Origin of the sequence: Curtobacterium sp. MCBA15_008 (genome assembly GCF_001865065.1) — a bacterium.
Lineage (GTDB): Bacteria > Actinomycetota > Actinomycetes > Actinomycetales > Microbacteriaceae > Curtobacterium.
On record NZ_MJGN01000002.1, the window covers coordinates 59,447 to 82,903 of the forward strand.

21 protein-coding genes and 1 tRNA gene are annotated in these 23,457 nt (G+C 72.1%); 15 read left to right on the top strand and 7 right to left on the bottom strand.

Going from position 1 to position 23,457, the window contains the following annotated elements; genetic code table 11:
• Window positions 1-5: 5 nt before the first annotated feature.
• From BIU96_RS01450 to BIU96_RS01460, 3 genes are read left to right on the top strand one after another with little or no spacing between them, the layout of a single operon-like run.
• Window positions 6-728, top strand: a complete 723-nt coding sequence (locus BIU96_RS01450) for a histidine phosphatase family protein (RefSeq protein WP_071290828.1) — start codon at window positions 6-8, stop codon at window positions 726-728.
• Window positions 729-762: 34 nt separating this feature from the next.
• Window positions 763-1,290, top strand: a complete 528-nt coding sequence (locus BIU96_RS01455) for a DUF3090 domain-containing protein (protein WP_071290829.1) — start codon at window positions 763-765, stop codon at window positions 1,288-1,290.
• Window positions 1,287-2,045 (top strand): SCO1664 family protein, encoded by a 759-nt coding sequence (locus BIU96_RS01460; RefSeq protein WP_071290830.1) that lies wholly within the window; start codon window positions 1,287-1,289, stop codon window positions 2,043-2,045. Before BIU96_RS01455 ends, BIU96_RS01460 begins: the two co-directional genes overlap by 4 nt.
• 370 nt (window positions 2,046-2,415) lie before the next feature.
• Here the strand turns inward: BIU96_RS01460 and BIU96_RS01465 are convergent, their stop codons facing one another.
• Together BIU96_RS01465 and BIU96_RS01470 are read right to left on the bottom strand one after the other, a co-directional pair.
• Window positions 2,416-4,425, bottom strand: coding sequence for a VWA domain-containing protein (locus BIU96_RS01465; protein WP_071290831.1), 2,010 nt, complete (start codon window positions 4,423-4,425; stop codon window positions 2,416-2,418).
• Window positions 4,418-5,806, bottom strand: coding sequence for an AAA family ATPase (locus tag BIU96_RS01470; protein ID WP_139199677.1), 1,389 nt, complete (start codon window positions 5,804-5,806; stop codon window positions 4,418-4,420). Before BIU96_RS01470 ends, BIU96_RS01465 begins: the two co-directional genes overlap by 8 nt.
• Before the next feature lie 239 nt (window positions 5,807-6,045).
• Here BIU96_RS01470 and BIU96_RS01475 point away from each other — a divergent pair, with 239 nt between their 5' ends.
• From BIU96_RS01475 to BIU96_RS01485, 3 genes are all read left to right on the top strand, one after another.
• Window positions 6,046-7,500 carry an MFS transporter gene (locus tag BIU96_RS01475; protein ID WP_368072962.1) on the top strand — a complete coding sequence of 485 codons (1,455 nt, stop codon included), beginning with the start codon at window positions 6,046-6,048 and terminating at the stop codon, window positions 7,498-7,500.
• A gap of 149 nt (window positions 7,501-7,649) precedes the next feature.
• Complete coding sequence (locus BIU96_RS01480) at window positions 7,650-8,324, top strand: GntR family transcriptional regulator (RefSeq protein WP_071290834.1); 675 nt, start codon at window positions 7,650-7,652, stop codon at window positions 8,322-8,324.
• Between the two features lie 486 nt (window positions 8,325-8,810).
• Window positions 8,811-8,900, top strand: a tRNA-Ser gene (locus tag BIU96_RS01485).
• Window positions 8,901-9,017: 117 nt separating this feature from the next.
• Here BIU96_RS01485 and BIU96_RS01490 read toward each other — a convergent pair.
• Entirely contained in the window at window positions 9,018-10,211 is a 1,194-nt protein-coding gene (locus BIU96_RS01490) for an MFS transporter (RefSeq protein ID WP_071290835.1), read from the bottom strand.
• Between the two features lie 147 nt (window positions 10,212-10,358).
• Here BIU96_RS01490 and BIU96_RS01495 point away from each other — a divergent pair, with 147 nt between their 5' ends.
• The 3 genes from BIU96_RS01495 (at window position 10,359) to BIU96_RS01505 (ending at window position 12,631) form a co-directional block, all read left to right on the top strand.
• Entirely contained in the window at window positions 10,359-10,808 is a 450-nt protein-coding gene (locus BIU96_RS01495) for a MarR family winged helix-turn-helix transcriptional regulator (protein ID WP_071290836.1), read from the top strand.
• 62 nt (window positions 10,809-10,870) lie between these two features.
• Window positions 10,871-11,875 (top strand): glycosyl hydrolase family 18 protein, encoded by a 1,005-nt coding sequence (locus BIU96_RS01500; RefSeq protein ID WP_139199679.1) that lies wholly within the window; start codon window positions 10,871-10,873, stop codon window positions 11,873-11,875.
• 81 nt (window positions 11,876-11,956) lie between these two features.
• Window positions 11,957-12,631 carry a Type 1 glutamine amidotransferase-like domain-containing protein gene (locus tag BIU96_RS01505; RefSeq protein ID WP_071290838.1) on the top strand — a complete coding sequence of 225 codons (675 nt, stop codon included), beginning with the start codon at window positions 11,957-11,959 and terminating at the stop codon, window positions 12,629-12,631.
• Here BIU96_RS01505 and BIU96_RS01510 read toward each other — a convergent pair.
• On the bottom strand, window positions 12,628-13,320 hold the full coding sequence (locus BIU96_RS01510; protein WP_071290839.1) for an HAD family hydrolase: 693 nt from the start codon (window positions 13,318-13,320) through the stop codon (window positions 12,628-12,630). The two genes, BIU96_RS01505 and BIU96_RS01510, sit on opposite strands and share 4 nt — an antisense overlap.
• 18 nt (window positions 13,321-13,338) lie before the next feature.
• On the opposite strand from BIU96_RS01510, the gene BIU96_RS01515 reads away from it, so the two are divergent.
• A complete protein-coding gene (locus tag BIU96_RS01515) occupies window positions 13,339-13,743 on the top strand; it encodes a GNAT family N-acetyltransferase (protein ID WP_071290840.1) in 405 nt (134 codons plus the stop codon).
• 34 nt (window positions 13,744-13,777) lie between these two features.
• Here the strand turns inward: BIU96_RS01515 and BIU96_RS01520 are convergent, their stop codons facing one another.
• Complete coding sequence (locus tag BIU96_RS01520; RefSeq protein WP_071290841.1) at window positions 13,778-14,293, bottom strand: AAA family ATPase; 516 nt, start codon at window positions 14,291-14,293, stop codon at window positions 13,778-13,780.
• A 49-nt stretch (window positions 14,294-14,342) separates the two neighbouring features.
• The gene (locus BIU96_RS01525) at window positions 14,343-15,338 is read right to left on the bottom strand and encodes a LacI family DNA-binding transcriptional regulator (RefSeq protein WP_083402568.1); all 996 of its coding nucleotides are present in this window, start codon (window positions 15,336-15,338) and stop codon (window positions 14,343-14,345) included.
• Between the two features lie 96 nt (window positions 15,339-15,434).
• Here BIU96_RS01525 and BIU96_RS01530 point away from each other — a divergent pair, with 96 nt between their 5' ends.
• The 5 genes from BIU96_RS01530 to BIU96_RS01550 all read left to right on the top strand — a co-directional run bounded on the left by BIU96_RS01530 (window position 15,435) and on the right by BIU96_RS01550 (window position 22,540).
• Complete coding sequence (locus BIU96_RS01530) at window positions 15,435-16,640, top strand: Gfo/Idh/MocA family protein (RefSeq protein WP_071290843.1); 1,206 nt, start codon at window positions 15,435-15,437, stop codon at window positions 16,638-16,640.
• Entirely contained in the window at window positions 16,637-17,641 is a 1,005-nt protein-coding gene (locus BIU96_RS01535) for a sugar phosphate isomerase/epimerase (RefSeq protein ID WP_071290844.1), read from the top strand. The genes BIU96_RS01530 and BIU96_RS01535 overlap by 4 nt, the downstream gene beginning before the upstream one ends.
• Window positions 17,642-17,838: 197 nt before the next feature.
• Complete coding sequence (locus BIU96_RS01540) at window positions 17,839-18,831, top strand: MoxR family ATPase (RefSeq protein ID WP_071290845.1); 993 nt, start codon at window positions 17,839-17,841, stop codon at window positions 18,829-18,831.
• On the top strand, window positions 18,831-20,162 hold the full coding sequence (locus tag BIU96_RS01545; RefSeq protein WP_071290846.1) for a DUF58 domain-containing protein: 1,332 nt from the start codon (window positions 18,831-18,833) through the stop codon (window positions 20,160-20,162). The genes BIU96_RS01540 and BIU96_RS01545 overlap by 1 nt, the downstream gene beginning before the upstream one ends.
• The gene (locus tag BIU96_RS01550; protein WP_071290847.1) at window positions 20,159-22,540 is read left to right on the top strand and encodes a DUF3488 and transglutaminase-like domain-containing protein; all 2,382 of its coding nucleotides are present in this window, start codon (window positions 20,159-20,161) and stop codon (window positions 22,538-22,540) included. The genes BIU96_RS01545 and BIU96_RS01550 overlap by 4 nt, the downstream gene beginning before the upstream one ends.
• 95 nt (window positions 22,541-22,635) lie before the next feature.
• Here BIU96_RS01550 and BIU96_RS01555 read toward each other — a convergent pair whose 3' ends face one another.
• Window positions 22,636-23,244 (bottom strand): TetR/AcrR family transcriptional regulator, encoded by a 609-nt coding sequence (locus BIU96_RS01555; RefSeq protein ID WP_071290848.1) that lies wholly within the window; start codon window positions 23,242-23,244, stop codon window positions 22,636-22,638.
• Window positions 23,245-23,457: the final 213 nt, after the last annotated feature.

The window sequence follows — 23,457 nt, forward strand, 5'->3', positions numbered from 1 at the left end:
GGCACATGGCGACCGTCCTCCTCGTCCGGCACGGACGCACCACCGCGAACGCGACCGGGGTGCTCGCCGGCCGGACGGCCGGGGTGGCGCTCGACGCCGTCGGCCGGCAACAGGCCGCCCGCACCGCGGAGCGCATCGCCGCCGTACCGCTGGCCGCGGTGGTGTCGAGTCCGCTCGAGCGGTGCCGGCAGACCTCCCGCGCGCTGCTCGAACGACAGGTCGGCTCCCCGGAGACGCGGATCGAACGGGCGATCACCGAGTGCGACTACGGCGACTGGCAGGGCAGGAAGCTCGCCGACCTGGCGAAGGAGCCGCTCTGGCGCACGGTCCAGGCGAACCCGAGCGCCGTCGTCTTCCCGGGCGGCGAGTCGATGCAGGGCATGCAGTCCCGCGCGGTCGCCGCGATCCGCCGCATCGACGCCGAGGTCGAGGCGGCGCACGGCCCCGGCGCCGTCTGGGTCGCCGTGAGCCACGGTGACGTCATCAAGTCCGTCCTCGCCGACGCGCTCGGCATGCACCTCGACCTGTTCCAGCGCATCGCCGTCGGCCCTGCCTCGGTGTCCATCGTGCGCTACGGCGAGCACCGTCCCGAGGTCGTCGCGTCGAACACCGAATCGGGCGACCTCGCCTGGCTGGCCGCCGCCCCGGCACCGACCGGCGACGCCGCGGTCGGGGGCGGAGCGGGCCACGACGACGCACCCGCAGAGCCAGGCCCTGCCAGACCCTGAACGAGTGTCGCCGGGCGCTCCTACAATGCGGGGTATGCCCACCATCGTGCACGGCTTCGACTGGCCGGACCGTCTCGTCGTCGGGACCGTCGGCCTCCCGGGCGAGCGCTCCTTCTACATCCAGGCCCGTGACGGCCGCCGCGTCACGAGCGTGGCGCTCGAGAAGGAGCAGTCGTCCGTCCTCGCGGACAAGATCGACGAGCTCCTCGACGAGGTCGCCACGGTCGAGGACAACCGCTTCAGCGTCCCGCCGTCCGCTCCGACCGAACTCCGTGACGGTGCTCCGCTCGACCAGCCGGTTGAGCCCGAGTTCCGCGCCGGCGCCCTCAGCCTCGGCTTCGACCCCGCGACCGCGCAGGTCGTGATCGAGGCGTACCCGATCGACGACGAGATCGAGATCGTCACCGAGACCGACGACGACGGCGAGGAGATCGAGGCCGTGGTCGAGATCCCGGAACCCGCCGAGCTGTTCCAGGTGAAGATCCCGGTCGGCACGGCGCGTGCGTTCGTCGAGCGCACGCGGCAGATCGTCGCCGCCGGCCGTCCACCCGGGGACGCATGAGCGACGGATCGCTGTCCATCCGGGCACGCATCCGAGAAGCCTCGAACGCCACGTTCCTCGCCGACCTCGACGGCGAGTCGGTCGTGTACAAGCCGATCGAGGGCGAGCGACCGCTGTGGGACTTCCCCGACGGCACCCTCGCCGACCGCGAGGTCGCCGCGTACCTGGTGTCCGAGGCGTTCGGCTGGGGCGTCGTCCCGCCCACGTGGATGGGCGACGGGCCGTTCGGGCGGGGCATGGTCCAGCGCTGGCAGGACGTCGACCCCGATCAGGACGCCGTCGACCTGGTCCCCACCGAGGACGCCGAAGCCGACGGCACCCCGTGGCTCCCGGTGCTCGAGGCGATCGACGAGCAGGACCGTCCCGTCACACTCGTGCACGAGGACACGCTCGCGCTCCGCCGGATGGCCGTGTTCGACGTCGTCGTGAACAATGCCGACCGCAAGGGCGGTCACGTGCTCGCGATGCCGGACGGCCACCGCTTCGGCGTCGACCACGGGCTGGCCTTCCACGTCGAGCACAAGCTCCGCACGGTGCTCTGGGGGTGGATCGGGGAACCCCTCGACGCCGACGAGCTCGAGGGCATCGACCGCGTCACCGAGGCGCTGCACGGCGACCTCGGCGCAGCCCTCGACGAACACCTGACCGTCGCCGAGGTGGACACCCTCCGGGCGCGCTGCGCCGCGCTGCGGGCCGTCGGGGTCTTCCCGCCGCCGCCGGGAAACGGGCCGGCCGTGCCCTGGCCGCTCTTCTAGCAGGCCGTCGTGCAGGTGCCCGTCGAACCGAGATCGGGTCGGCAGGCACCGTCGGGTCCGGAGCCCGCCGACCCGTACCGCGCCCCGGCTGCAGGGACGCGGAACCCGCGGTGATCCGGTCGGAGTGCGCCGTTGCCCTCCGGGACCCCCGCAGGGGGTCGACCGGCCGAGGACGGATCAGGTGCACTCGGCCGGTCGGCTCCGACGCGCCGACGAGGTCGGTGCGCGTGGATCGGTGACGGCGGCCGGGGTCTCGGGCAGCTGTGGCGTCAGCATACGACGGTCGCGGCAGGAGCAACAGACCCAGCTGGATGACGGACGGGAGGCGCGGTGCCGGCTGGCACCGCGCCTCCCGTCCGCCGTTCCCGCGTCAGACCGCCCAGTCGTCACCGAACAGGCTGCCGCGCCGTGCACCCAGGTACGAGCCGACGACGGCGACCCCGAGGTCGTCGTTCTCCGGTGCGACCACCGTGCCGTCCACCCGCTTCGCCATCGAGTCGATGAAGCGGGCCAGCCCGGGGTCGTCGCCGAGCCGGAAGAAGGTCGTCTGCGCGCCGAGGCGTCCGGCGTTCTCGAGCTCCCGGACGGACAATGCGATCGTGATCGGGTCCGGCGGGTAGCCGAACCAGACCTGCCCGTTCGGCTCGAGGTGGGACGTCGGCTCACCGTCGGTGACGATGAGGAGCACGGGCTGCGCCGTCGGGTGCTTCCGGAAGTGGCGGTTGGCGAGCAGCAGCGCGTGGTGCAGGTTCGTGCCCTTGTCCCACATCGCGTCGAGACCGACGAGCTGTTCGATGTCCATCACCTCGGCCTCGCGGCCGAAGGCGATGAGCTGCAGGTCGTCGCCGCGGAACCGCGTCGACACGAGCGTGTGGAGCGCCAGGGCGGTGCGCTTCATGGGCACCCACCGGTCCTCCATCGCCATCGAGAACGACGTGTCGACGAGGAGCGCCACGCACGCCTGGGTCCGCGCCTCGGTCTCCTGCACCTCGACGTCGTCGATCTCGAGCCGGACACCCGGGCCGATCCGACCGGACGCCGCGGTCCGGGTCAGCGCGTTCGTGATCGAGCGGGTGACGTCCCACGGCTCGGTGTCGCCGTACTGCCACTGCCGGGTCGACCCCGACGGCTCCCCGGCCGCACCGGACCGGCGGAGGTCGCGAGCGCCCTGCCGGCCGGACATCCGCTCGGCGACGTCGCGGAGCAGGCTCTTGCCGAGCTGCCGCATCGCCTTCGGGGTGAGCCGGAGCTGCCCGTCCGCACCGCGCCGCATCGCCCCGGAGTTCCGCAGGGCCTTCTCGAGCTGCTGCAGGGTCTTCGCGTCGACCGCGGCCTCGTTGCCGAGCTGCCGGGCGAGGGCGTCCAGGTCGAGGTCGTCGAGGTCCGATCCCGGTCCGGACTGTGCGATCTGGTCGGCCAGGGCGTCGAGGTCGGCGATGTCCTGGAACACCCCGGTGCCGTCGCCGAGTCCGAGCCCCTGTTCGCCGTCCATCCGTTCGGAGCCGCCCCAGTCCGCACCGGGGCGGAGCGACCGGAGGTTCCCGTCGAGCTGCGCGAGCTGGCCCATCAGGTCCGGTGACCCGAAGGCCTGTTCGGCGAGTGCGTCGAGTTCGTCCCGTTGCTCTTGGGTCATCGAGTTCCGCATCCGCTGGGCGGCGGCGGCCCGTTCGGCGAGGTCGTCGAGGAGTTCCTCGACGTTCTGCGGGTTCGACGGGAAGTACTGCCCGTGCTCTGCCATGAACTCGTCGAACTGCTCGGGGGTGTCCTCGCCACGAGCGTGCGACTCGAGCAGGGCGTTCAGGTCGCGCATCATGTCGGCCACGGCCTGCCGGTCCTGGTCCGTCGCACCCTCGAGCGCCTGCTTCATGCCGGCGAAGCGCTGGTCGAGCATCTCGCGGCCGAGCAGGTCCTTGATCTCCTCGTACTTCTGCCGCGCGGTCGGGCTCTTCCAGTCGTAGCCGCTGAGCTCCTGCACGGCGGACGCGGGCGAGGGGGAGAGGCTGTCGAGCTGCATCTCGGCGAGGGCGCGGTCGCCGTCGTCGATGTCCGTGTCGCGGGCGAGCTGCCCGCGTTCGGCGAGCACGGCCTCGTCGAGCAGCTGCTTGACCTGCTGCAGCGTGCCGTCGAGGTTGTTCTTGCTCGTCAGCTCACGGCGTCGTTCGGCCACGCGACGAGCCAGGTCGTCCAGCCCGCGCTGGTCCCGACCGCCGCGCCGGAGGAACTCGCGGATCGCGCGCTCGGGCGAGGTCCCGCCCATGACGTCCTCGCCGATGGCGTCGAGCGCCTCGGCGAGGTCGACCGGGGGAGCCAACGGATCCGGGCCGTCCTCGTACTTTCCGTACCGGGCGTCGCGGGACAGGCGCCGGTTCTGCCTAGCCATAGACGGCTTCGCCCCCGCCGGACTCCTTGCTGATGCGTCGCGCCAGGTAGAGCCCCTCGAGCGCGAGCTCGATCGCACCAGCCCGCTCGCCGTCGTTCGTGGCGCCGAGTCGATCGCACACCTGGTCGTACAGGTCGGACTCACCGATCGACGGCAGCCCCTCGAGGAACGCACGGGCGCTGACCTGCTCGCCCGTGGTCACCATCGTGCCGCCGTCGAGCGCCTCGACGAGGACGGCGAAGTCGAGTCCCTTGAACCGGGAGCGCACGGTCTCCGCCGTGGCCGTCCGGAGCAGGTGCTCGAGCACCTCGTCGGCTCGGTCCTCTTCGCCGTTCTCGAACTCGATCTTGCCGCCGAGCACGTCGACCGCCGTCTCGAGGTCGATCGGACGCGCGACCGCGTGGTCCTCGCCCTGTCGGGCCGCACGGTGCACGGCCGCCGCGGAGACCGTCTCGGCGCCGGCGATCGAGAAGCGGGCGCTGACGCCGCTGCGCTGGTCGACCGCGCTCGACGCGCGGAGCGCCCGGGTGAAGCGGGCGAGGATCTCGATGAGGGCGTCCGGCACGTCGGCCGTCAGCTGGGCCTCCTGCCGGATGACGGCGATCTCGTCCTCGAGTTCGATCGGGTAGTGGGTGCGGATCTCGGCACCGAAGCGGTCCTTCAGCGGCGTGATGATCCGGCCGCGGTTCGTGTAGTCCTCCGGGTTGGCGCTGGCGACGACGAGCACGTCGAGCGGCAGGCGCAGGACGTACCCGCGGATCTGGACGTCGCGCTCCTCCATCACGTTGAGCATCGCGACCTGGATGCGCTCGGCGAGGTCGGGAAGCTCGTTGATCGCGACGATGCCACGGTGGCCGCGGGGGACGAGTCCGAAGTGGATCGTCTCCGGGTCACCCAGGCTGCGGCCCTCGGCGACCTTCATCGGGTCGACGTCGCCGATCAGGTCCGCCACGCTCGTGTCCGGCGTCGCGAGCTTCTCGACGTAGCGGTCGTCGCGGTGCCGCCAATCGACGGGCATCGCGTCGCCGAGGTCCTCGGCGCGACGGATGCTCGCCGTGGTGATCGGTTCGAAGGGGTGCTCGCCGAGCTCGGACCCGGCGATGACCGGCGTCCACTCGTCGAGCAGGCCCTGCAGGGTGCGGAGCAGACGGGTCTTGCCCTGCCCGCGCTCGCCGAGCAGGACGACGTCGTGGCCGGCGATGAGGGCTCGTTCGAGCTGGGGGACGACGGTGGTGGCGAAGCCGTGGAGGCCGGGCCACGGGTCGCGGCCCTCGCGGAGGGCACTGAGCAGGTTGTCGCGGATCTCGGCGCGGACCGTCTTCTGGACGTGACCAGAGGTGCGGAGCTCGCCGACCGTTCGGATGGAGGGTCGGGTCACCACTCCGACGTTACGCCCGTGCCGTGGACGCGGCCACGTGCTGGCCTGGAGGCGCGTGGCGGGTCCGCCCCGCGCCTCCAGGCCGGCCGGCGCTGCCCGGCCCGCTTGTGGGTTTACATAGCAATTGCAATGATTGTGGTTCCGGCATCGGAGCCGGATTCGATAGGGGGATCCGGCTCCGAGCCGGCCCCGTCGTACCGGATGTGAACCACCTTGCCGATCTCGGCGTACGTTCCCCTCTCGTGAGCAGCACGAACGGGGCGATCAAGAGCCTGGTCCCCGCCAGGATGGACAGACTGCCGTGGACACGGTTCCACTGGAGTGTCGTCGTGGGACTCGGGGTCTCCTGGGTCCTCGACGGTCTGGAGATCCAGATCGTCTCCAACGCCGGGTTCCAGGCCGACCTGAACCTGTCGACGCAGCAGGTGACGTCCCTCGGGACCATCTACCTGGTCGGCCAGGTCGTCGGTGCACTGGTGTTCGGGCGCATGTCCGACCGACTGGGGCGACGGAAGCTCTTCATCCTCACGCTGGCGATCTACCTGATCGGCTCCGGCATCGCGGGACTGGCGCAGGACTTCTGGTTCCTCGCGGCGTTCCGGTTCGTCGCCGGCCTCGGCATCGGTGGTGAGTACGCGGCGATCAACTCCGCGATCGACGAGCTCATCCCCTCGAAGTACCGCGGCCACGTCGACATCGCGATCAACGGCACGTACTGGGGCGGTGCCGCGCTCGGCGCCTTCGCCAACATCTACCTGCTCGACACCTCGTACTTCGCCGAGAACATCGGGTGGCGCATCGGCTTCTTCCTCGGCCCGGTGCTCGGCATCGCGATCATCTTCCTGCGGCGGCACATCCCCGAGAGTCCGCGGTGGCTGATGACCCACGGGCGTGAGGAGGAGGCCGACGCGACCGTGACGCAGATCGAGGAGTCCGTCGAGAAGTCGACCGGGCACCGCCTGCCGGACGTCGACCAGTCGAAGGCGTTGACGGTCACGCCGATGGACCGCGTCGGGTTCCTGACGATCGCGAAGGTGCTCCTCAAGCAGTACCCGACCCGCACCCTGGTCGGCGCCACGATGATGATCACGCAGGCCTTCCTGTACAACGCGATCTTCTTCACCTACGCGCTCGTCCTGACGAACTTCTTCGGCCTGAAGACCGCGCAGACGTCGATCTACTTCTTCCCGTTCGCGATCGGGAACCTGCTCGGACCGATCATCCTCGGGCGGTTCTTCGACACCTGGGGACGCCGTCAGATGATCTTCCTGACGTACCTGGTGTCCGGGCTCGTCCTGGCGACGTCGGCGTTCCTGTTCCGCGCAGACGCCATCAGCGCCACCGTGCAGGTCGCCTTCTGGTGCGTCTCGTTCTTCTTCGCCTCGGCGGGAGCGTCGAGCGCGTACCTCACCGTCAGCGAGATCTTCCCGCTCGAGCTGCGGTCGCAGGCCATCTCGTACTTCTTCGCCCTCGCGCAGATCTTCGGTGCGGTCGCGCCGGCGATCTACGGGGCGTTCATCGGGGACGGGTCGTCCCGTGAGCCGCTCTTCTGGGGCTACCTGCTCGGCTCGGCGGTGATGATCGGCGGCGGGGTCGTGGCGCTGATCTTCGGGGTGGACTCCGCCCGGAAGGGTCTGGAGGACATCACCCAACCGCTGTCGGTGTTGACGGGGGAGTCCGACTCGGCGCGGAAGTAGTATTCCGTATACGGAGTGTTTAGCGGGCGTGATCCGGAACTGCCACCGTCGTCACATGGCACTCCTCCACACCGCGACGACAGTCCGCATGGTCCACGATCCGACCCCCATCGAACCCGGCGGCGTCAGCCGTGCGTGATCCTGGCGACATGGACCGATCGACGAACCGTCCGGGGCGCGGCGCGGACGACCCGAACGGCATCCGCCGCAGCCTGCTGCGCGACGCCGTCTTCGCGCGCTTGCTCGACAACGTGCTCCGCGGGGTCTACCGACGGGGGCAGCGCATCCGGCTCGACGACATCGCCGACGACATGGGCGTCTCGCGAACTCCCGTGCGAGAAGCACTCGTGCCGCTCGAGACGCTCCGCCTCGTGACCGTGCAGCGCTACGTCGGCGTCGTCATCACGGGTTGGACGGTCGAGCACATGACCGAGCGGATCCGGATCGCCCGGACGATGTTCACAGACCCCTCCGTCGGGTCGGACTGCACCAGGGACCGGTTCGACGCGGGGTGGTTGCGGGAGTGCTCGACCGAGGGTGGGGCCTTCGTCGAGGTCGGCTCGTGGTGGCTCCGCCGGCACGGCGCCGCCGTCAGTGCCGACTGGTTGCTGTCCCAGCGCGCCGTGCTCGACGCCTTCTACAAGGACGACGTCGCGCTGGCGAACGGGATCGACGCCGTCGTTGCGCGGCGCGATCGCCTGCAGATCGTCGAGCGTGCGGCCCGCGCGGCCGAGGCCGAGGCGCTCGGGGACTGCGCCGATGCCCTCGTGGAGCTCGCCACGGCGCTCATCGCCCTGCCCGAGCGGTTCCGGGCGGCCGCCTGAGCGCTCGCCGCGGGTTGCGGGTGCTGCGCCCCGCGGTCCCTCTCGCGAAAGCGACACTTCGCCGTCGAACATCCGCGTGCAACTGTCGCTTCGGTGGCTCCCTCCGGCCCCGATCGCACGGAAGTGTCGCTTTGCCGACGTGGCGCAGGCAGCGCCGGCGTGGGTCGGCCGGTGTGCCCGACGCGACCGAGAACGGGGGCGCGGTGGTGGACCGCGCCCCCTGGCCGTCCCCCGGCCGGGCGCCGCACGATCGGGCGCGTCGCGCGTCAGCTGCAGGGAACGACGTCGGTGCTGTGTCGCGACTACGGAGGCTCGAGCCCCCGGAATGTGATCGCCGCGTCCCGACGATGCTATTGACCGGGGTACGTGCCGACAACCCCCGCACGTCCCCACTTCGGGGGACCGGCGATGACGCGCCCGCCCGATGCCGGGTCGAGACCGGTCTCGTCCTCCTGTATGGTGGTGTGAGCACTCGCGAGAGTGCATGGAGACGTCGCATAGTCCGGCCGAGTGCACCACCCTGCTAAGGTGGAGTCCCCTTTGAGGGGACCGAGGGTTCAAATCCCTCCGTCTCCGCACGAGCCAAGAACTGGCAGCGCAGATACGAGCGGCGCAGATACGAGCGGCGCAGCACGAGCAGCGAACACGAAACCCCGGTCCACGCGGACCGGGGTTTCGTCGTTCCACGGACGCTCAGACCGTCGCGACGCTTCCCGTGCCCGACCCGACCGGTCGAGCCGCTCGTGACCGCCGCGCCGCCCCCGCAGCGATCGCGGTGAGCACCACGGCCGCCAGCGTGATCCCGGCACCGGCCCAGATCGGCGACGTGTACCCGAGCCCGGCGGCGATGGTGAGCCCGCCGATCCACGCCCCGAGCGCGTTGCCGAGGTTGAACGCGGCGATGTTCGCCCCGCTCGCCAGGGTCGGCGCGTGGTCGGCGTACTGCATCACGCGCGTCTGCAGTGCTGGCACCGTGGCGAACCCGAAGGCGCCCATGAGCACGAGGGCGATGACGGTGAGCACGGGCGAGGTCGCGACGACGGCGAACAGCGCGAGCACGACCGTGAGGACGACGAGCACCACGAGGAGCGTGCCGTCGATCGACCGCGAGGCGAGCTTCCCGCCGGCGAAGTTCCCGACGAACAGCCCGACGCCGAACACGACGAGGAGCCACGGCACCGCACTCGAGGCGAACCCCGACACCGAGGTCAGTGTGTACGCGATGTAGGTGAAGGCCCCGAACATGCCGCCGTAGCCGAGCACCGTGATGCCGAGCGAGAGCCAGACCTGCCCGGACCGGAAGGCGCTGAGCTCCCGGGCGAGCGACGGGGTCTCGGTGACCCGCACCGCGGGGACGAGCACGAGGACACCGACGAGCGCGACGACACCGATGACCGCGATGGCCCAGAACGTCGCGCGCCAGCCGAGCGCCTGCCCGAGGAAGGTGCCGAACGGGACGCCGAGGACGTTCGATGCCGTCAGCCCCGTGAACATGAGGGCGACTGCTGAGGCGCGCTTCTCCCGCGCGACCATGTTCGACGCGACGACGGAACCGATGCCGAAGAACGCTCCGTGGCACAGCGCGGCGATGACCCGGCCGAGCATCATCACGCCGTAGACCGGCGCGAGGGCCGAGAGCGTGTTGCCGATGATGAACAGAACGAGCAGGCCGATCAGCACGGGCTTGCGGGGGAGCCGCGTGGTGGCGGCGGTGAGGCCGAGCGCTCCGACGATGACCGCGAGGGCGTAGCCGGTGACGAGCCAGCCCGCCGTCGTCTCGGTCACGCCGTAGTCGGCAGCGACCTCGGGCAGCAGCCCGGTGATGACGAACTCGGTCAAGCCGATGCCGAAGCCGCCGAGTGCGAGGGCGATGAGTCCCGCGGGCATGGGTGTCCTTCCGTTGTGCGGTGCAGCTGTCCCGCGTACGCTGGTAGTTGCACGCGCGGGATATCGATAGTTGCACACGCGGACTATCCGCGCAAGCAACCATGTGGTGAACGCCTGCCCGCGCACCCCGAGACACGAAGGAGCCCGATGTCGGTCGACGACACCTCCACCGCCGTCCGCGCCCACGGCTGGCGCACCCTCGCCGCCCTGCACGGGCTGATCGAGACGCGGCTCGAGCGCGCGCTGCGCGAGGTCGACCTGTCCGTCGTCGAGTTCACGGTCCTCGATGCGCTCCGCCGCCAGGACGGCTTCCACATGCGGATGCAGCAGCTCGCCCGGGCGGCCGCCCTCAGCCCCAGCGCGATCACCCGTCTGGTGAACCGCCTCGAGGAACGAGCTCTCCTCACTCGGGTCCTGTGCGCTGACGATCGCCGGGGGCTCTACACGGAGCTCACGCACGCCGGGCAGGCGCTGCTCGACCGTGCCACCCCGATCCACGCCGCGGCCCTCGAAGGGGCGCTCGCCGAGGCGCGCGACGTCCCGGAACTCGAGGAGCTCGCCGTCGCCGTCGACCGGCTGGAGGGCGCGGCCGTCTGACGACCGTCGTGCACCTGCCTGGAGGCGCGGCTCGCTTCGTGCCCGCACGCTACGGTGAGCGGGTGGTGCGGCGGAGAGGGCTCGTGGTCGCCGGAGCGCTCGTGCTCACGGTGGTGCTGGGTGGCTGCGCCACCGAGTCCGACGACGGCGCCACCGGCCTCGCCGTCGAGGCGTACGCGGAGCCCGGCCCGGGTACGGAGCAGCGGGTCGCGGACGCGGCTCCGGGTGCCACCACGATCGGCATCGACGGTGTCACGGTCGCCGACGACGGTGCCCGGCTCGACGACCTGCCGGACGGCGTCGGCACGCTCGCCCGCGCCGCATCGAAGGGCGGCGCGGCGTCCGAACTGCTCGTCAGCAACTACTCCGAATCGCTCGGTGACTTCTCGCCCGGCATCGGGACGGCGCTGCTGTCCGACCGGGGCAACCGTGACCGCGTGGCGGCGCAGCTGGCCGAGCTCGCCGCCGAGCAGCACGTGACCGGGGTGCAGATCGACCTCGAGTCCCTCCGGAGCCGTGACCGCGCCGGACTCGTGGCGTTCGCCGCAGCGCTCGAGGCCGCCGTGCACGTCGAACTCGGTGACGACGCCGAGGTCTCGATGGCCGTGATGGCCTCGACGAACGCCGACGGGTACCGCGACACCGGGTACGACCTCGGCGCGCTCGCCGACCACGTCGACCGCTTCGTGCTGATGACCTACGACCAGCACGGCCCCTGGAGCGGTCCGGGCACGGTCGGCGCGCTCCCGTGGGCGGAGCGGGTGGTCCACGCCGCCGAGGCCGAAGGACTGTCGGCTGACCGGATCGACCTCGGGATCGCCGGCTACGGCTACGTGTGGGGCGGCTCCGGCGACGCGCAGGTGTCCCCGGCGCAGGCGCGCACGGCCGCCGGGGACCGCGCACGGTGGTCGTCGCGGAACGGGGAGTGGTCCGCCGCGCTGGACGACAGGCGTGCACTGCACTGGTCCGACGCACGTTCCTACCGGGCACGCACCGCCCTCGCCGAGGACCTCGGGCTGCACGGTGTCGCCCTCTGGTCCCTCGAGACGCTCGCCCTCCCCGACTGATCCCGCGACGGACCGTTGCGCGGCGCCGGACGACGGTGGATCCTGACTGCGACGACCTGTGCCGCAGACCCCGGAGGCGACGTGAAGCTCTTGCTGACATCCGGTGGTGTCACGAACCCGAGCATCCACGCGGCGCTCGTCGGGCTCCTCGGCAAGCCCGTCGACCAGAGTCACGCACTGGTCATCCCGACCGCCCAGTGGGGGCACCCGATGTGCGGACCGGCCTCCGTCCGTGACACGGTGTCGGGCGGTGACGACTCCCGGTTCTTCTCGGGGCTCGGGTGGGCGTCGCTCGGCGTCCTCGAGCTCACCGCGCTGCCCACGATCGGCGTCGAGCGGTGGGTCAGCTGGGTGCGGGAGGCCGACGTCCTGCTGGTCGACGGCGGCGACGCGACGTACCTCAGCCACTGGATGCGCGCCTCCGGGCTCGCGGACCTGTTGCCGTCCCTGCGTGACACGGTGTGGGTGGGGGTGAGTGCCGGGAGCATGGTGATGGCTCCGCGCATCGGCGAGTTCTTCGTCGAGTGGCCGCTCGCGGCCGACGACCGGACGCTCGGCGTCGTCGACTTCTCGATCTTCCCGCACCTCGACGCGTTCCCCGAGAACACCCTCGAGAACGCGGAGCGATGGGCCGCCGACCTCGGTGCGCCGGCGTACGCCATCGACGAGCAGACCGCGATCCAGGTCGTCGACGGCGTGGTCGAGGTGGTCTCCGAGGGGCGCTGGGTGCACCTCGACCGGGGACCGACCGACTAGCGGATCGCCTCGTCGTCGCGGAGGGCGGCCAGCACCACCGTCCGCAGATCGGCCGCTCCCGCTGCCGAGTGGTCGACCAGCACTGCGCGCATGCCGACGGCTCGGGCACCGGCGATGTCCCGGTCGGCGTCGTCACCGACGAAGAGGCAGTCGGCAGCGTCCACGTCGAGTTCGTCCGCCAGTGTCAGGAACGCTCGCGCGTCGGGCTTCTGGTACCCGATGTGCTCCGAGACGCAGACGGCGTCGAACGCGCTGTCCAGCCCGGTCCGCCCGAGTTTGTCGCGCTGCTGTTCCTCGGTCCCGTTGGTGAGGAGACCCAGCCGGTAACCACCTACCCGGAGCTCGCGCAGCAGCGACGCACTGCCCGGGAACAGCCGCCACGACGCGCGGTAGGAGCGCAGGTAGCCCTCGAACAACCGGTCCAGGGCGTCGTCGTCACGAGGCAGTTCGGCTCCGAGCCGTGGCAGGACGGCCCGGAGGCGCTCGCGGCGCTGCCCCTGGAAGCTGATCTGCCCGGATCGCCAGCGCTCGAACTGCTCGGCCTTGGCAGACGACCACGCGTCGAGCGCCGACTCCGTCGCGGCCGACCCCAGACCCTCGATGAAGTGCGTCGCGCCGGCTCGGGCGGCGCCCGCGTGGTCGAACAGGGTCCCGTCCAGGTCGAAGCACACTGCGCGGACGGCACCCACTCGTCCAGACTACGAGGCATGCAGCACGACGACGTGACACTGACCTGGCGGACCGAGATCGCAGACCACGAGCTCGTGGCGCTCACGGCGGCCCACGGGGGTACCGCCGCGGCCGGATGGTGGGATCGCGTCCGCCCCCGGTCGCTCGGGTGGGTCGCCGGTCGGACCCCGGACGGCGCACTCGTGGCGTTCGTCAACGTCGCGTGGGACGGTGCGGACCACGCCTTCCTCATCGACACGAAGACCCATCCCGCCCACCAGCACCGGGGCCTCGGCACCGCCGTCGTGCAGCTGGCGGTCGAGGCGTCCCGCTCAGCCGGCTGCGAATGGCTGTTCGTCGACTACGGCGAGGACCTGGTGCCCTTCTACGAGGGCGCGTGCGGCTTCACACCGACGCACGCGGGCCTGATCCGGCTGCGCTGACGAATCCGTGCTGCCGAGTTGCGCCGGTCGAGGATCATCCGCTGGACAGTCCGCACCGGTGCAGGAGCTCGTCGACCACGACCCCGAGGGGCCGGGTGGCGTCGATGGCGGTGCCCGGAGGGGTGTCCCGTCCCGTGGCGCGGAGTCGACGGACCAGCGCTCGCTCCTCCGCCCTGCCTCGACCCGCCCACTCGTCGTCGGGACGCGCGTCGAGTCGACGTTCGAGCGTCTCCTCGTCGACGGTGAGGACGAACACTCCGTCGAAGGACGCGATGAACTCGCGGACGTTCCGTGCTCCGCCGCAGAAGAAGGTCACCCGCTCGGACCGATCCGCGATGCGCCGCACCACCTGGTCCACCCGCCAGAGGTGGTGTTCGTGGACGGCGGTGCCGCTCACGCCGTCGACCGGCGCTCCGGTCTCGGGGTCGCCCTGGTACGCGAGCTCTCGGTCTCCGTTGATCGCCGCGAACCCGCGTCGGCGCAGTTCCTCGCACACCGAGGTCTTGCCGGTCCCCGAGACGCCGTCGACGAGGTAGTTCCGCGCACCCATGGGAGCACGGTAGTTCGGGAACGGCGGGCCGGCACCTCGACGCTCGTGCTCAGGCGCGCGGGGGAGCCGTGGTCGAGCGGACGACCAGCGACGGCGGCACGAGGGTCCGGGTCGGCGCGGGGCGGTGCGGTGCCCCGATGAGCTCGACGAGTCGGGCCGCTGCGAGCCGACCGACCTCGTCGTTGTGCGGGTCGACCGTCGTCAGGCGCAGCAGGGGAGACGACGCCAGCGGGGTCTCGTCGTTGCCGATCACCGAGACGTCCTCGGGCACGCGGAGCCCGGCCTCGCGCACCGCGGCGATCGCCCCCATCGCCATGACGTCGTTCGCGGCGAACACGGCGGTCAGGTCGGGGTGGTCCTCGAGCGCGCGCCGGGTGCCCTCGTAGCCGGTCTGCTCGGACGTCGGTCCGGCGCCGTACACCAGGGCCGGGATGCCGGACTCGGCCAGCCGCGTGACGGTGGCGGCGCGGCGGACGGCAGCCGGGCCTCCCGAGCCGGTGACGTGGGCGATGCGGCGGTGCCCCAGGTCGACGAGGTGTGTCGCTGCCAACCGGCCGCCGGCGGCTTCGTCGGAGGCGACCACGTCGAGCCCGCCTGGCACCTCGGCGCGTTCGCCGGCGACGACCACGGGGGTGTCGGCCGGGACGACGAGGTCGGTGAAGCCCTCGGCGGCGAGCACGACCCCGTCGACCCGGAGCGACACGAGGTCGTCGAACGGTGACGAACCGAGGTGGGCGTTGGCGAGGGTGTCGGCCAGGGTCAGGCGGAGGCCGTGTGGGGCGAGGGCTTCGCGCACGCCGTCGAGCATCGGGACGTACCAGGGGTTCCGGAAGTCGTCGACGACGACGCCGATCGTCCGCGTGCGTGTGCCGGCGAGGATCGCAGCGGCGCGGTTCGGCCGGTAGCCGAGCTCGGCCGCGGCCGCGAGGACGGCGGAGCGTCGGACGTCCGACACCCCGGGGTCGTCGCGCATCACCATCGACACCAGGGACTTCGAGACGCCGGCGCGGGTGGCGACGTCGATGATCGTCGGCGGACGGGACACACGACTCCTTGACAGGACATGGGCTGCTGCGGCTACAGTCTACCGACAGCTTCTGGAACGTTCCAGAACGCAGAGCGAGTTCTCGAAGGAGAGACCATGAGCGACAGCATCGGCGTCGCCGTCATCGGGGCGGGCATGGCGGGCAAGGCCCACATGGCCGCGTGGCGGAACGCACCGTCCCTGTTCGGTTCGACCCTGCCGCCGGTGCGGCTCGTGTCGGTCGGCGACGTGTACGAGCCCCTGGCCGCCGAGGCCGCGAAGCGCTTCGGCTACGCCCGGCACGACACCGACTGGCGGGCGATCGCCGCGGCGGACGACGTCGACGTGGTGAGCGTCGTCGTCGCCAACACGCTGCACCGCGAGATCGTCGAGGGACTCCTCGCCGCGGGCAAGCACGTGCTGTGCGAGAAGCCCCTGTCCGACTCGCTGGAGGACGCCCGGGCCATGGCGACCGCCGCTGCGCGCGCCGCCGACCGCGGTCTCGTCGCACGCGTCGGCTTCACGTACCGGCGCGCACCAGGACTCGCGGCGATCCGGCAACTCGTCGAGGACGGCACCCTCGGCCGGGTGCTGCACGTCTCCGCCCGCTACTGGACGGACTACGGCGCCTCGCCCGACGTCCCGTTCTCGTGGCGGTTCGCCGGGGCCCCCGGCACCGGCGCCCTCGCCGACGTCGGCTCGCACCTGACGTACGTCGCGGAGTTCCTGGCCGGGCCGGTGCAGAGCGTCAGCGGCGGTGTCTTCACGACCTCGATCACCGAGCGGCCGGTCGCCGCCGGGCACGCGCTCCGCGGGCAGGCGACGCCGCTCACAGGCGAGACCGCGCGCGTCGAGAACGACGACTACGCGACGTTCAGCGCGCGGTTCGGCGACGGCTCGGTGGTCGGTTCGCTCGAGGCGTCACGGGTCGCCTCCAGGCACCCGAACGGCCTGGTGGTCGAGGTGTTCTGCGAGCGCGGCGCCGCCCGTTGGGACCAGGAGCGCGCGTCGGAGATCGGTCTCGCCCTGCAGGCCGACGGACCGCGCCTCGGCGGGTACCGCCAGGTGGTGCTCGGCCCGGACCACCCCTACGTCGCCGGCGGCATGGCGATGGACGCGCCCGGCGTCGGCTGGGGCCAGAACCAGATGTTCGAGTACCAGGCCCGCGCGTTCCTCGACGAGGTCACGGGCGCGAGCGATGCCCTGCCCGCCAACGCCACCTTCGAAGACGGCGTGCACAACATGGAGGTCCTCGACGCGGTGGCCCGGTCGGCCGCCGAGGGTGGCGCGACCGTCGCGATCGCCGAGGAGGTGCACGCATGAAGCTCGGGCTGTACGACGCGATCCTGCACGACCGCCCGCTGGCCGACGCCCTGCGGGTCATCGCGGACAACGGGCTGACCGGCATTGAACTGAACACCGGCGGGTTCCTGCCCCCGGTACACGTGCCCGGGATCGACGAGATCCTCGTCGACGACGGTGCTCGCGACGCCTTCCTCGCGCAGTTCGACGGCACCGGCGTCACGATTGCCGGCCTCAACTGCAACGGCAACCCGCTGCACCCGGACCCGGCGATCGGCCCGGCGCACGCCGAGGACGTCCGCCGCAGCATCCGGCTCGCAGCACGGCTCGGCCAGGACCGCGTGGTCACGATGTCCGGACTGCCAGCGGGGGAGCCCGGCGGCATCCGGCCGAACTGGGTCGTGAACGCGTGGAACTCCGCCGCGCTCGACGTCATCGAGCACCAGTGGAGCGTCGCCGTGCCGTTCTGGCAGGAGATCGACGCGCTCGCCCGTGAGCACGGCGTCCGGGTCGCGCTCGAGCTGCACCCGCAGAACCTCGTGTTCAACCCGGCGACGATCCGCGAGCTCGTGGAGCGGGGTGGTCTGACGAACATCGGGGTCGAACTCGACGCGTCGCACCTGTTCTGGCAGCAGATGGACCCGGTGGCCGTCGTTCGCGACCTCGGGCCGCTCGTGGTCCACGCCGCCGCGAAGGACGTCAGGATCAACCCGCACGCCGCGATCAACGGCGTGCTCGACAACTCGTTCCGCCGCTTGTCGCCGGACGAGCCGCGCACGAACCTCGGCGGCGACGAGTGGGCGAACGAGTGGCCGAAGCCGTCGGCGTGGGACTTCGTCGCGCTCGGCAAGGGGCACGAGGCGGCCTACTGGTCCGCGTTCCTCGAGGCACTGCACGAGGTCGACCCGGACATGTGGGTGAACATCGAGCACGAGGACACCGAGCTCGGCCGCGAGGAAGGGGTGGCGGTCGCCGCCGCGGTGCTCCGCGCCGCGGACGCGGCCCTCGCGGCACGCGTCTGACCCGGCTGGGTCGGATGCACGGTGGGGTCGACCTGGAGGCCCGGATCACGTGAGCAGACCGCTCACGTGATCCGGGCCTCCAGGCTGTGCCGCGTCCCCCGGCTGGGTCGTGAGGCGCAGTCGGTGACGCATCCTCCGGAGGCTGTCACCGGGCCGTTGTAGCATGCACGACACCTGTCCGAGACGAGGAGGCCTGCGTGCCGGAACCGACCGACCCCGCCTTCCCGATCGAGCGCATCCGCGACGTCGGCGACGACGTCATCGCCGCCGTCTCGACGGTGATCGACGGCAAGACCGAAGCCATCCGCACCGCACTGACGGTGATGCTGGCCGAGGGGCACCTGCTGGTCGAGGACGTCCCCGGCGTCGGCAAGACCGTGCTCGCGAAGGCGCTCGGCGCCTCCGTCGGCGGGTCGGTGAACCGCATCCAGTTCACCTCGGACATGCTGCCGTCCGACGTGACCGGCGTGAACATCTTCGACCAGTCCTCCGGCACGTTCCGGTTCTCGCCCGGCCCGGTGTTCGCGAACGTCGTGATCGGCGACGAGATCAACCGCACGAGCCCGAAGACGCAGTCCGCCCTGCTCGAGGCGATGGCCGAGGCACAGGTCACGGTCGACGGGGTCACGCGCAAGCTGGACAGCCCGTTCATGATCGTCGCGACGCAGAACCCGATCGACATGGAGGGCACGTACCCGCTGCCCGAGGCCCAGCGTGACCGCTTCATGGCGCGTCTGACGATGGGGTACCCGAGTGCGGACTCCGAGCGGCAGATGCTCACGAACCGCGGCGGTGGTGACCCGCTCGCCCACCTGCGGCCGATCGTCGACGTGGACACCCTCCGCGACCTCATCCAGTCGGTCCGCACGGTCCACGTCGCCGCCGACGTCGAGGCGTACATCGTCGCGATCGTCCGGGCCACCCGCACCCACCCCGACATCGTGCTCGGTGCCAGCCCGCGCGCCACGCTGCACCTCGCGCAGGCCGCTCGCGCCCACGCCGCGCTGCTCGGTCGTCCCTTCGTCACCCCGGACGACGTCGCGACGCTCGCGCCGCTGATCCTCGCCCACCGCCTCGTGCCGGTCGCCCGTGGCCTCGGCGGCACCGGCGACGACACCGCGCGCGAGATCGTGGTGCGCATCGTCTCCGACACCGTCGTGCCCTTCACCGCGACCGCCGTCCGCTCCTGATGCCCGGCTCCCCGGCACCGTCGTCGTTCGCCCTGCGGACGGGTGCCGCGCGGTCGTTCGCCGTCCGGTACGGGCGCCGTGGGCTCTCCCTGCTGCGCCGCACCCCGTTCCCGCGGCCGACCGCCCGGGGCTGGACCGTCATCGCCGTCGGCATCGGGCTCGTCGGTGGCGGTCTGGTGGGCACGACGAGCGTCGCCGTGTCCGCCGGGCTCCTGCTGCTCGTGCTCGTCGTGCTCGGCGTCGTGATGGCGTTCGTCGTCGCGGCACCGTTGCGCGGTCGTCGGAGCACCACGCGGGCGATCGTGCAGGTCGGCGAGGTGTACCGCGAACGCATCACCCTGGGCGGGACGAACCTGCCGATCGGACCGCGTTCGACGCTGCTCGTCCGCGAACAGCTCGACGACGGGCTCGTCAGCATGTCCACCGCCGAGACGTACGCCACCGTGGGGCCGCACGTCCCGCCGGCCGTCCTCGACGTCGAGGCCCTGGCGATGCACCGTGGCCGCAGCCTGGTCGGGCCGGTGACGATCCGCGTCGAGGACCCGTTCGGGTTGCTCCGCATCGACCGTCCCGTCGTGCCGGCCGAAGAGGTCGTGGTCGTGCCGGCCACCACCCCGCTCGCCGCGCTCGACACCGGTGCGCTGGCCGGAGCCGTCTCCGCCGACGAGGGCCGGGTCGGCCAGGGCGGCTCGGCGGACGACAGCGAACTCCGCCCCTACCGTCCGGGTGACCCGATCCGTCGGGTGCACTGGGCCCAGAGCGCCCGCCGCGGCGAACTCCACGTCCGGCAGACCACGCAGGCCCAGCCACCGGAGGCCGTGATCGCGCTCGACGTCCGGCGCGAGTCGTACCAGCGCCTCGGCCGCGACGACCTCGCCGAACTGTCCGACCTCGGCGGCGACGCGGCCTTCGAGCACGCGGTCGTCGTGGCTGCCAGCGTCGCCCGCGCCCTCGCCGCACGGACCTCGCGCGTGCTCCTCGTCAGCGACGGGCCGTCCGGCAGCACCCGGCACGCCGGCGATGCCGGTGGACTGACCGACGTGCTCGTCGGCCTTGCCGACGTTCGCGTCCGGTCGGACGCCCGCGAGGTCACCGAGGTGCTGCCCGACGTCCGCGGTCGCGACGTGCACGGGATGACGGCCGTCGTCACCGGGCACTGCACCGCCGAGCAGGCCGCCGAACTCGTCTCCGCGACCACCGGGTCGAGCCGGGGCATCCTCGCCACCATCGTCCCGCCGGACCCGGTCGTGCGTGGGATCCTCGACCGCGGCGGCTGGCGCACCCTCGTCGTGCCGGTCGCCGGCGCGCACACCGCGGGGAGCATCCGGTGAGCGGCGTCTCCACGCGTCCCGTCGTGCCTGGCAGCGCCCCACGCGGTGGCGGTCCACGCCGTGCGGACGACGGTGCCCTCGCCGCGCGTGCGGAGCGTCCGGACTCCCCGAACCCCTGGGTCGTCGCCCTCGCGCCCGTGCCGGTGCTCATCGCCGCCCTGGCGATGCGCCCGCTCGTGCAGGGTGCCGCCTGGTGGGTGTCCGGCGTCCTGATGGCCACGGTGCTGGTCGGCACGATGCTCGCTTTCCGCCGCCGGGCACCGGGCGTCCGGTTCGTGGCCCTCGTCGCGGCGCTGATCGTCTGCTCGTGCGCGGCCGCCGTGGTCAACGACGTCCAGCCGCTCGGCTGGCTCGACAAGGACGGCGCGCTCGGCGAGACCCTGGCCGCCATCCGCCTCAACCCCGCGCCGCTGCCGCAGACCGACTCGATCCGGCTCATCGTCACTGTGGCGATCGGGTGGGTCGCCGGCGTGTCGCTGTTCCTCGCCGCCGTCGCCCCGACCGCGGCCCTCGCCGCGGTACCCGCCCTCGTGATCCTCATCGTCCCGGGCATCGTCACCGGGGCGCCGGCCGCACCCGGGCTGGTGATCGCCACGGGGCTGGCGTTCCTCGCCCTGCTCTGGCTGTCGGTCCGACCCGTGCAACGCGCCGTGCCGGCTGCCGTGGTCGGCGCGATCGGCCTCGTCGTCGCGGTGGGCCTGCCGGCGATCGTGCCGCTCAACGCCAGCTGGCTGTCCGGCGTGACCGGGGCCATCCAGTCGCCCGTGCAGCCCGGACGCCCCGGCACGCTGCTGAACCTCGGGCAGGACCTGCGGCAGCCGAACGAGCTCGAGGTCTTCCGGTACCGCTCGGCGGACGGGCAGCCGGAGTACCTCAAGCTCGCCGACCTCGACGAGTTCGGCACCGGCGACTGGGTCCCGACGACGACCGACGCCAGCACCTCCGAGACCGCCGACACCCAGCAGTGGGCGGTCGGCGTGAACCCACGGCTGTCGGCGCGCGGCGACGTGACGATCCGGATCACCGGGCTGTCGAGCAACTACCTGCCGGTGCCGGCCGGCGCGGTCTCGATCGAGTCGCGCTCCACCAACTTCGACCTGGCGCAGTGGCGCTGGATGGGCAACTCGAGCACCGTCCGGTCGACCGGCCCGGCGACACCGCGCGGTGCCACGTACGAGGTCTACGGCGCATCGACGTGGTCCGGCGAGTACCTCGACGCCATCGCCCAGTCCGGGCTGCTCGGCCGTGCCGACGGTCGCGGGTTCGCGCGCCCGTCGAACGCGGAGCTCCGGACCGACCGCGAGCTGCCGAAGCAGCTGCCGACGAGCATCGCGCGGACCGCCCAGCGCGTCGCCGGTGGCGCCGGCAGCGACTACGAAGAGGCCCGGGCGCTCGAGCAGTGGTTCCGCAGCGACCTGTTCACCTACTCCGAGACCGCGCCCGTCGAGCAGGGCTACGACGGCGACAGCATGGACGTCGTCGCGAAGTTCCTGCAGGTGCGCGAGGGGTACTGCGTGCACTTCTCGTCCGCGATGGCGGTGATGGCCCGCACGCTCGGCATCCCGTCGCGCATCGCGGTCGGCTACCGGGCCGGCTCGACGCAGGCGGACGGCGAGTACACGGTCTCCAACCGGCAGCTGCACTCGTGGCCCGAGCTGTACATCAAGGGCGCCGGCTGGGTCGCGTTCGAGCCCACTCCTGACTCCGACCAGGCCGCGACCTCGTCGACCGAAGCGACCGCCACGCCGTCGCCCGCCGCTCCGGACACACCGCTGCCGGCACCCGGCGAGGCCTCGGCCGCTCCGTCCTCGGCGACCCCGACCCCCAGTGCCTCAGCCGGTCCCGGGGCCGCAGGGTCGACGAGCGGTGGTGCCAACGGTCCGCTCGGGCTCGGGGTCGGGATCCTGCTCGCCCTCGCCCTGCTGGTGGCACCGTCCGCCGTCCGGGCGATCCGCAGACGATCGCGTCTCGGTGCGATCCGCTCGGGCCGGTCGCCGGCGGTGAACGCCTGGCGCGAGGTCCTCGACGACGTCGCCGACCACGGGTACTCCCCGGGGCTCGCACCACCGGACGACGCGGCCGCTGCGGCACGCACGGCACGCGCGGTGCTCGGTCGGCTCCGGCCGTCGTTGCCGCCCGCCGTGTTGCCACACCTGGACGCCGTGGTCGACGCCGTCGACCGGGAGCGGTTCGCCGCCGGTGGCGCAGCGTCGGTGGACGTCGCCGCGTTGCTGGTGGCCGTCCGGCAGGCCCGGGTCGCCCTCGACGCGTCGGTGTCCGGTGCGAAGGTGGTCCGGTCGCGCCTGCTGCCGCCGAGCCTGCTGCCGTCGTCGGCCTGGTCGCACGAGGGACGCCGGACGAGCCGCCGCCCCGCGTAGCGGTCGGCGCCGCAGCACCGCGCAGAGGGTCGGGGCCGCAGCCCTGCGGAGCGGGTCGGCGACGCAGCGGGTCGTAGCGGTTCGGAGCGGCCCCGTCAGCGGCGGCGGATGACCGCCTCGACCAGGGTCGCGACGACCTCGCCGGGGTTGACCCCTGGAAGCGCCGCGGTGTCGAACATGATCCCGACGTTCGCCCCGACGAGCACGGTCGTCAGGTCCTCGAGGTCCATGCCGGGGTCGATCTCCGGGTGGGCCCCGAACCACAGCCGGACGAGTTCGAGCACACCGTCCTGCAGCTCGCGGCGCTGCCGGACGAACTCGGGCAGGAACTCGGGGTGCCGGATCGCGTAGCCGCGGAACTCCGACAGCAGGGCGAACTGTGCGCTCTGGTCGTGCCGCCCGAACGCCGCCCGGACGACGTCCCCGATCTCGACGGCGGCGATGTCGGCGCTGACGAGTTCCCGCAGCGCGCCGAGCACCAGGTTCGTCGCGCGTTGCATGACCTGCGCGACCAGGTCGTCCTTCGACGAGAAGTTCGAGTAGACGGCACCCTTGCTGAACCCGGCGCGGGCGGCGACCTCGTCGAGCCGGGCCTCGTGCACGCCGTACTCGGCGAACACCTCGGCGCCCGCGTTCAGCAGACGTTCGCGGACCTCGGCGCGGGGGGTCCGAGGGGTGGGGGAGTCGGAGGCGTCGTCGCTCATCGTTCCTGGTTCGGCGGGCCGTCGCGGTCCGTCGGGTCCGGCTGCGTCGGGCTGGCGTGGTGGTGGTCGATCACCATTCTGTCGCGGGCAGATCGGTGGCGGAGACCTGCCGCGCCGCGCGTCTGATCCCGCGCGGCATCAGCGAAGCCCCCATCCACACGTCTGCTCGGAACCGCCGCGTTCGGGTCGCGTCGGTGCGTGAGCGGACGACGT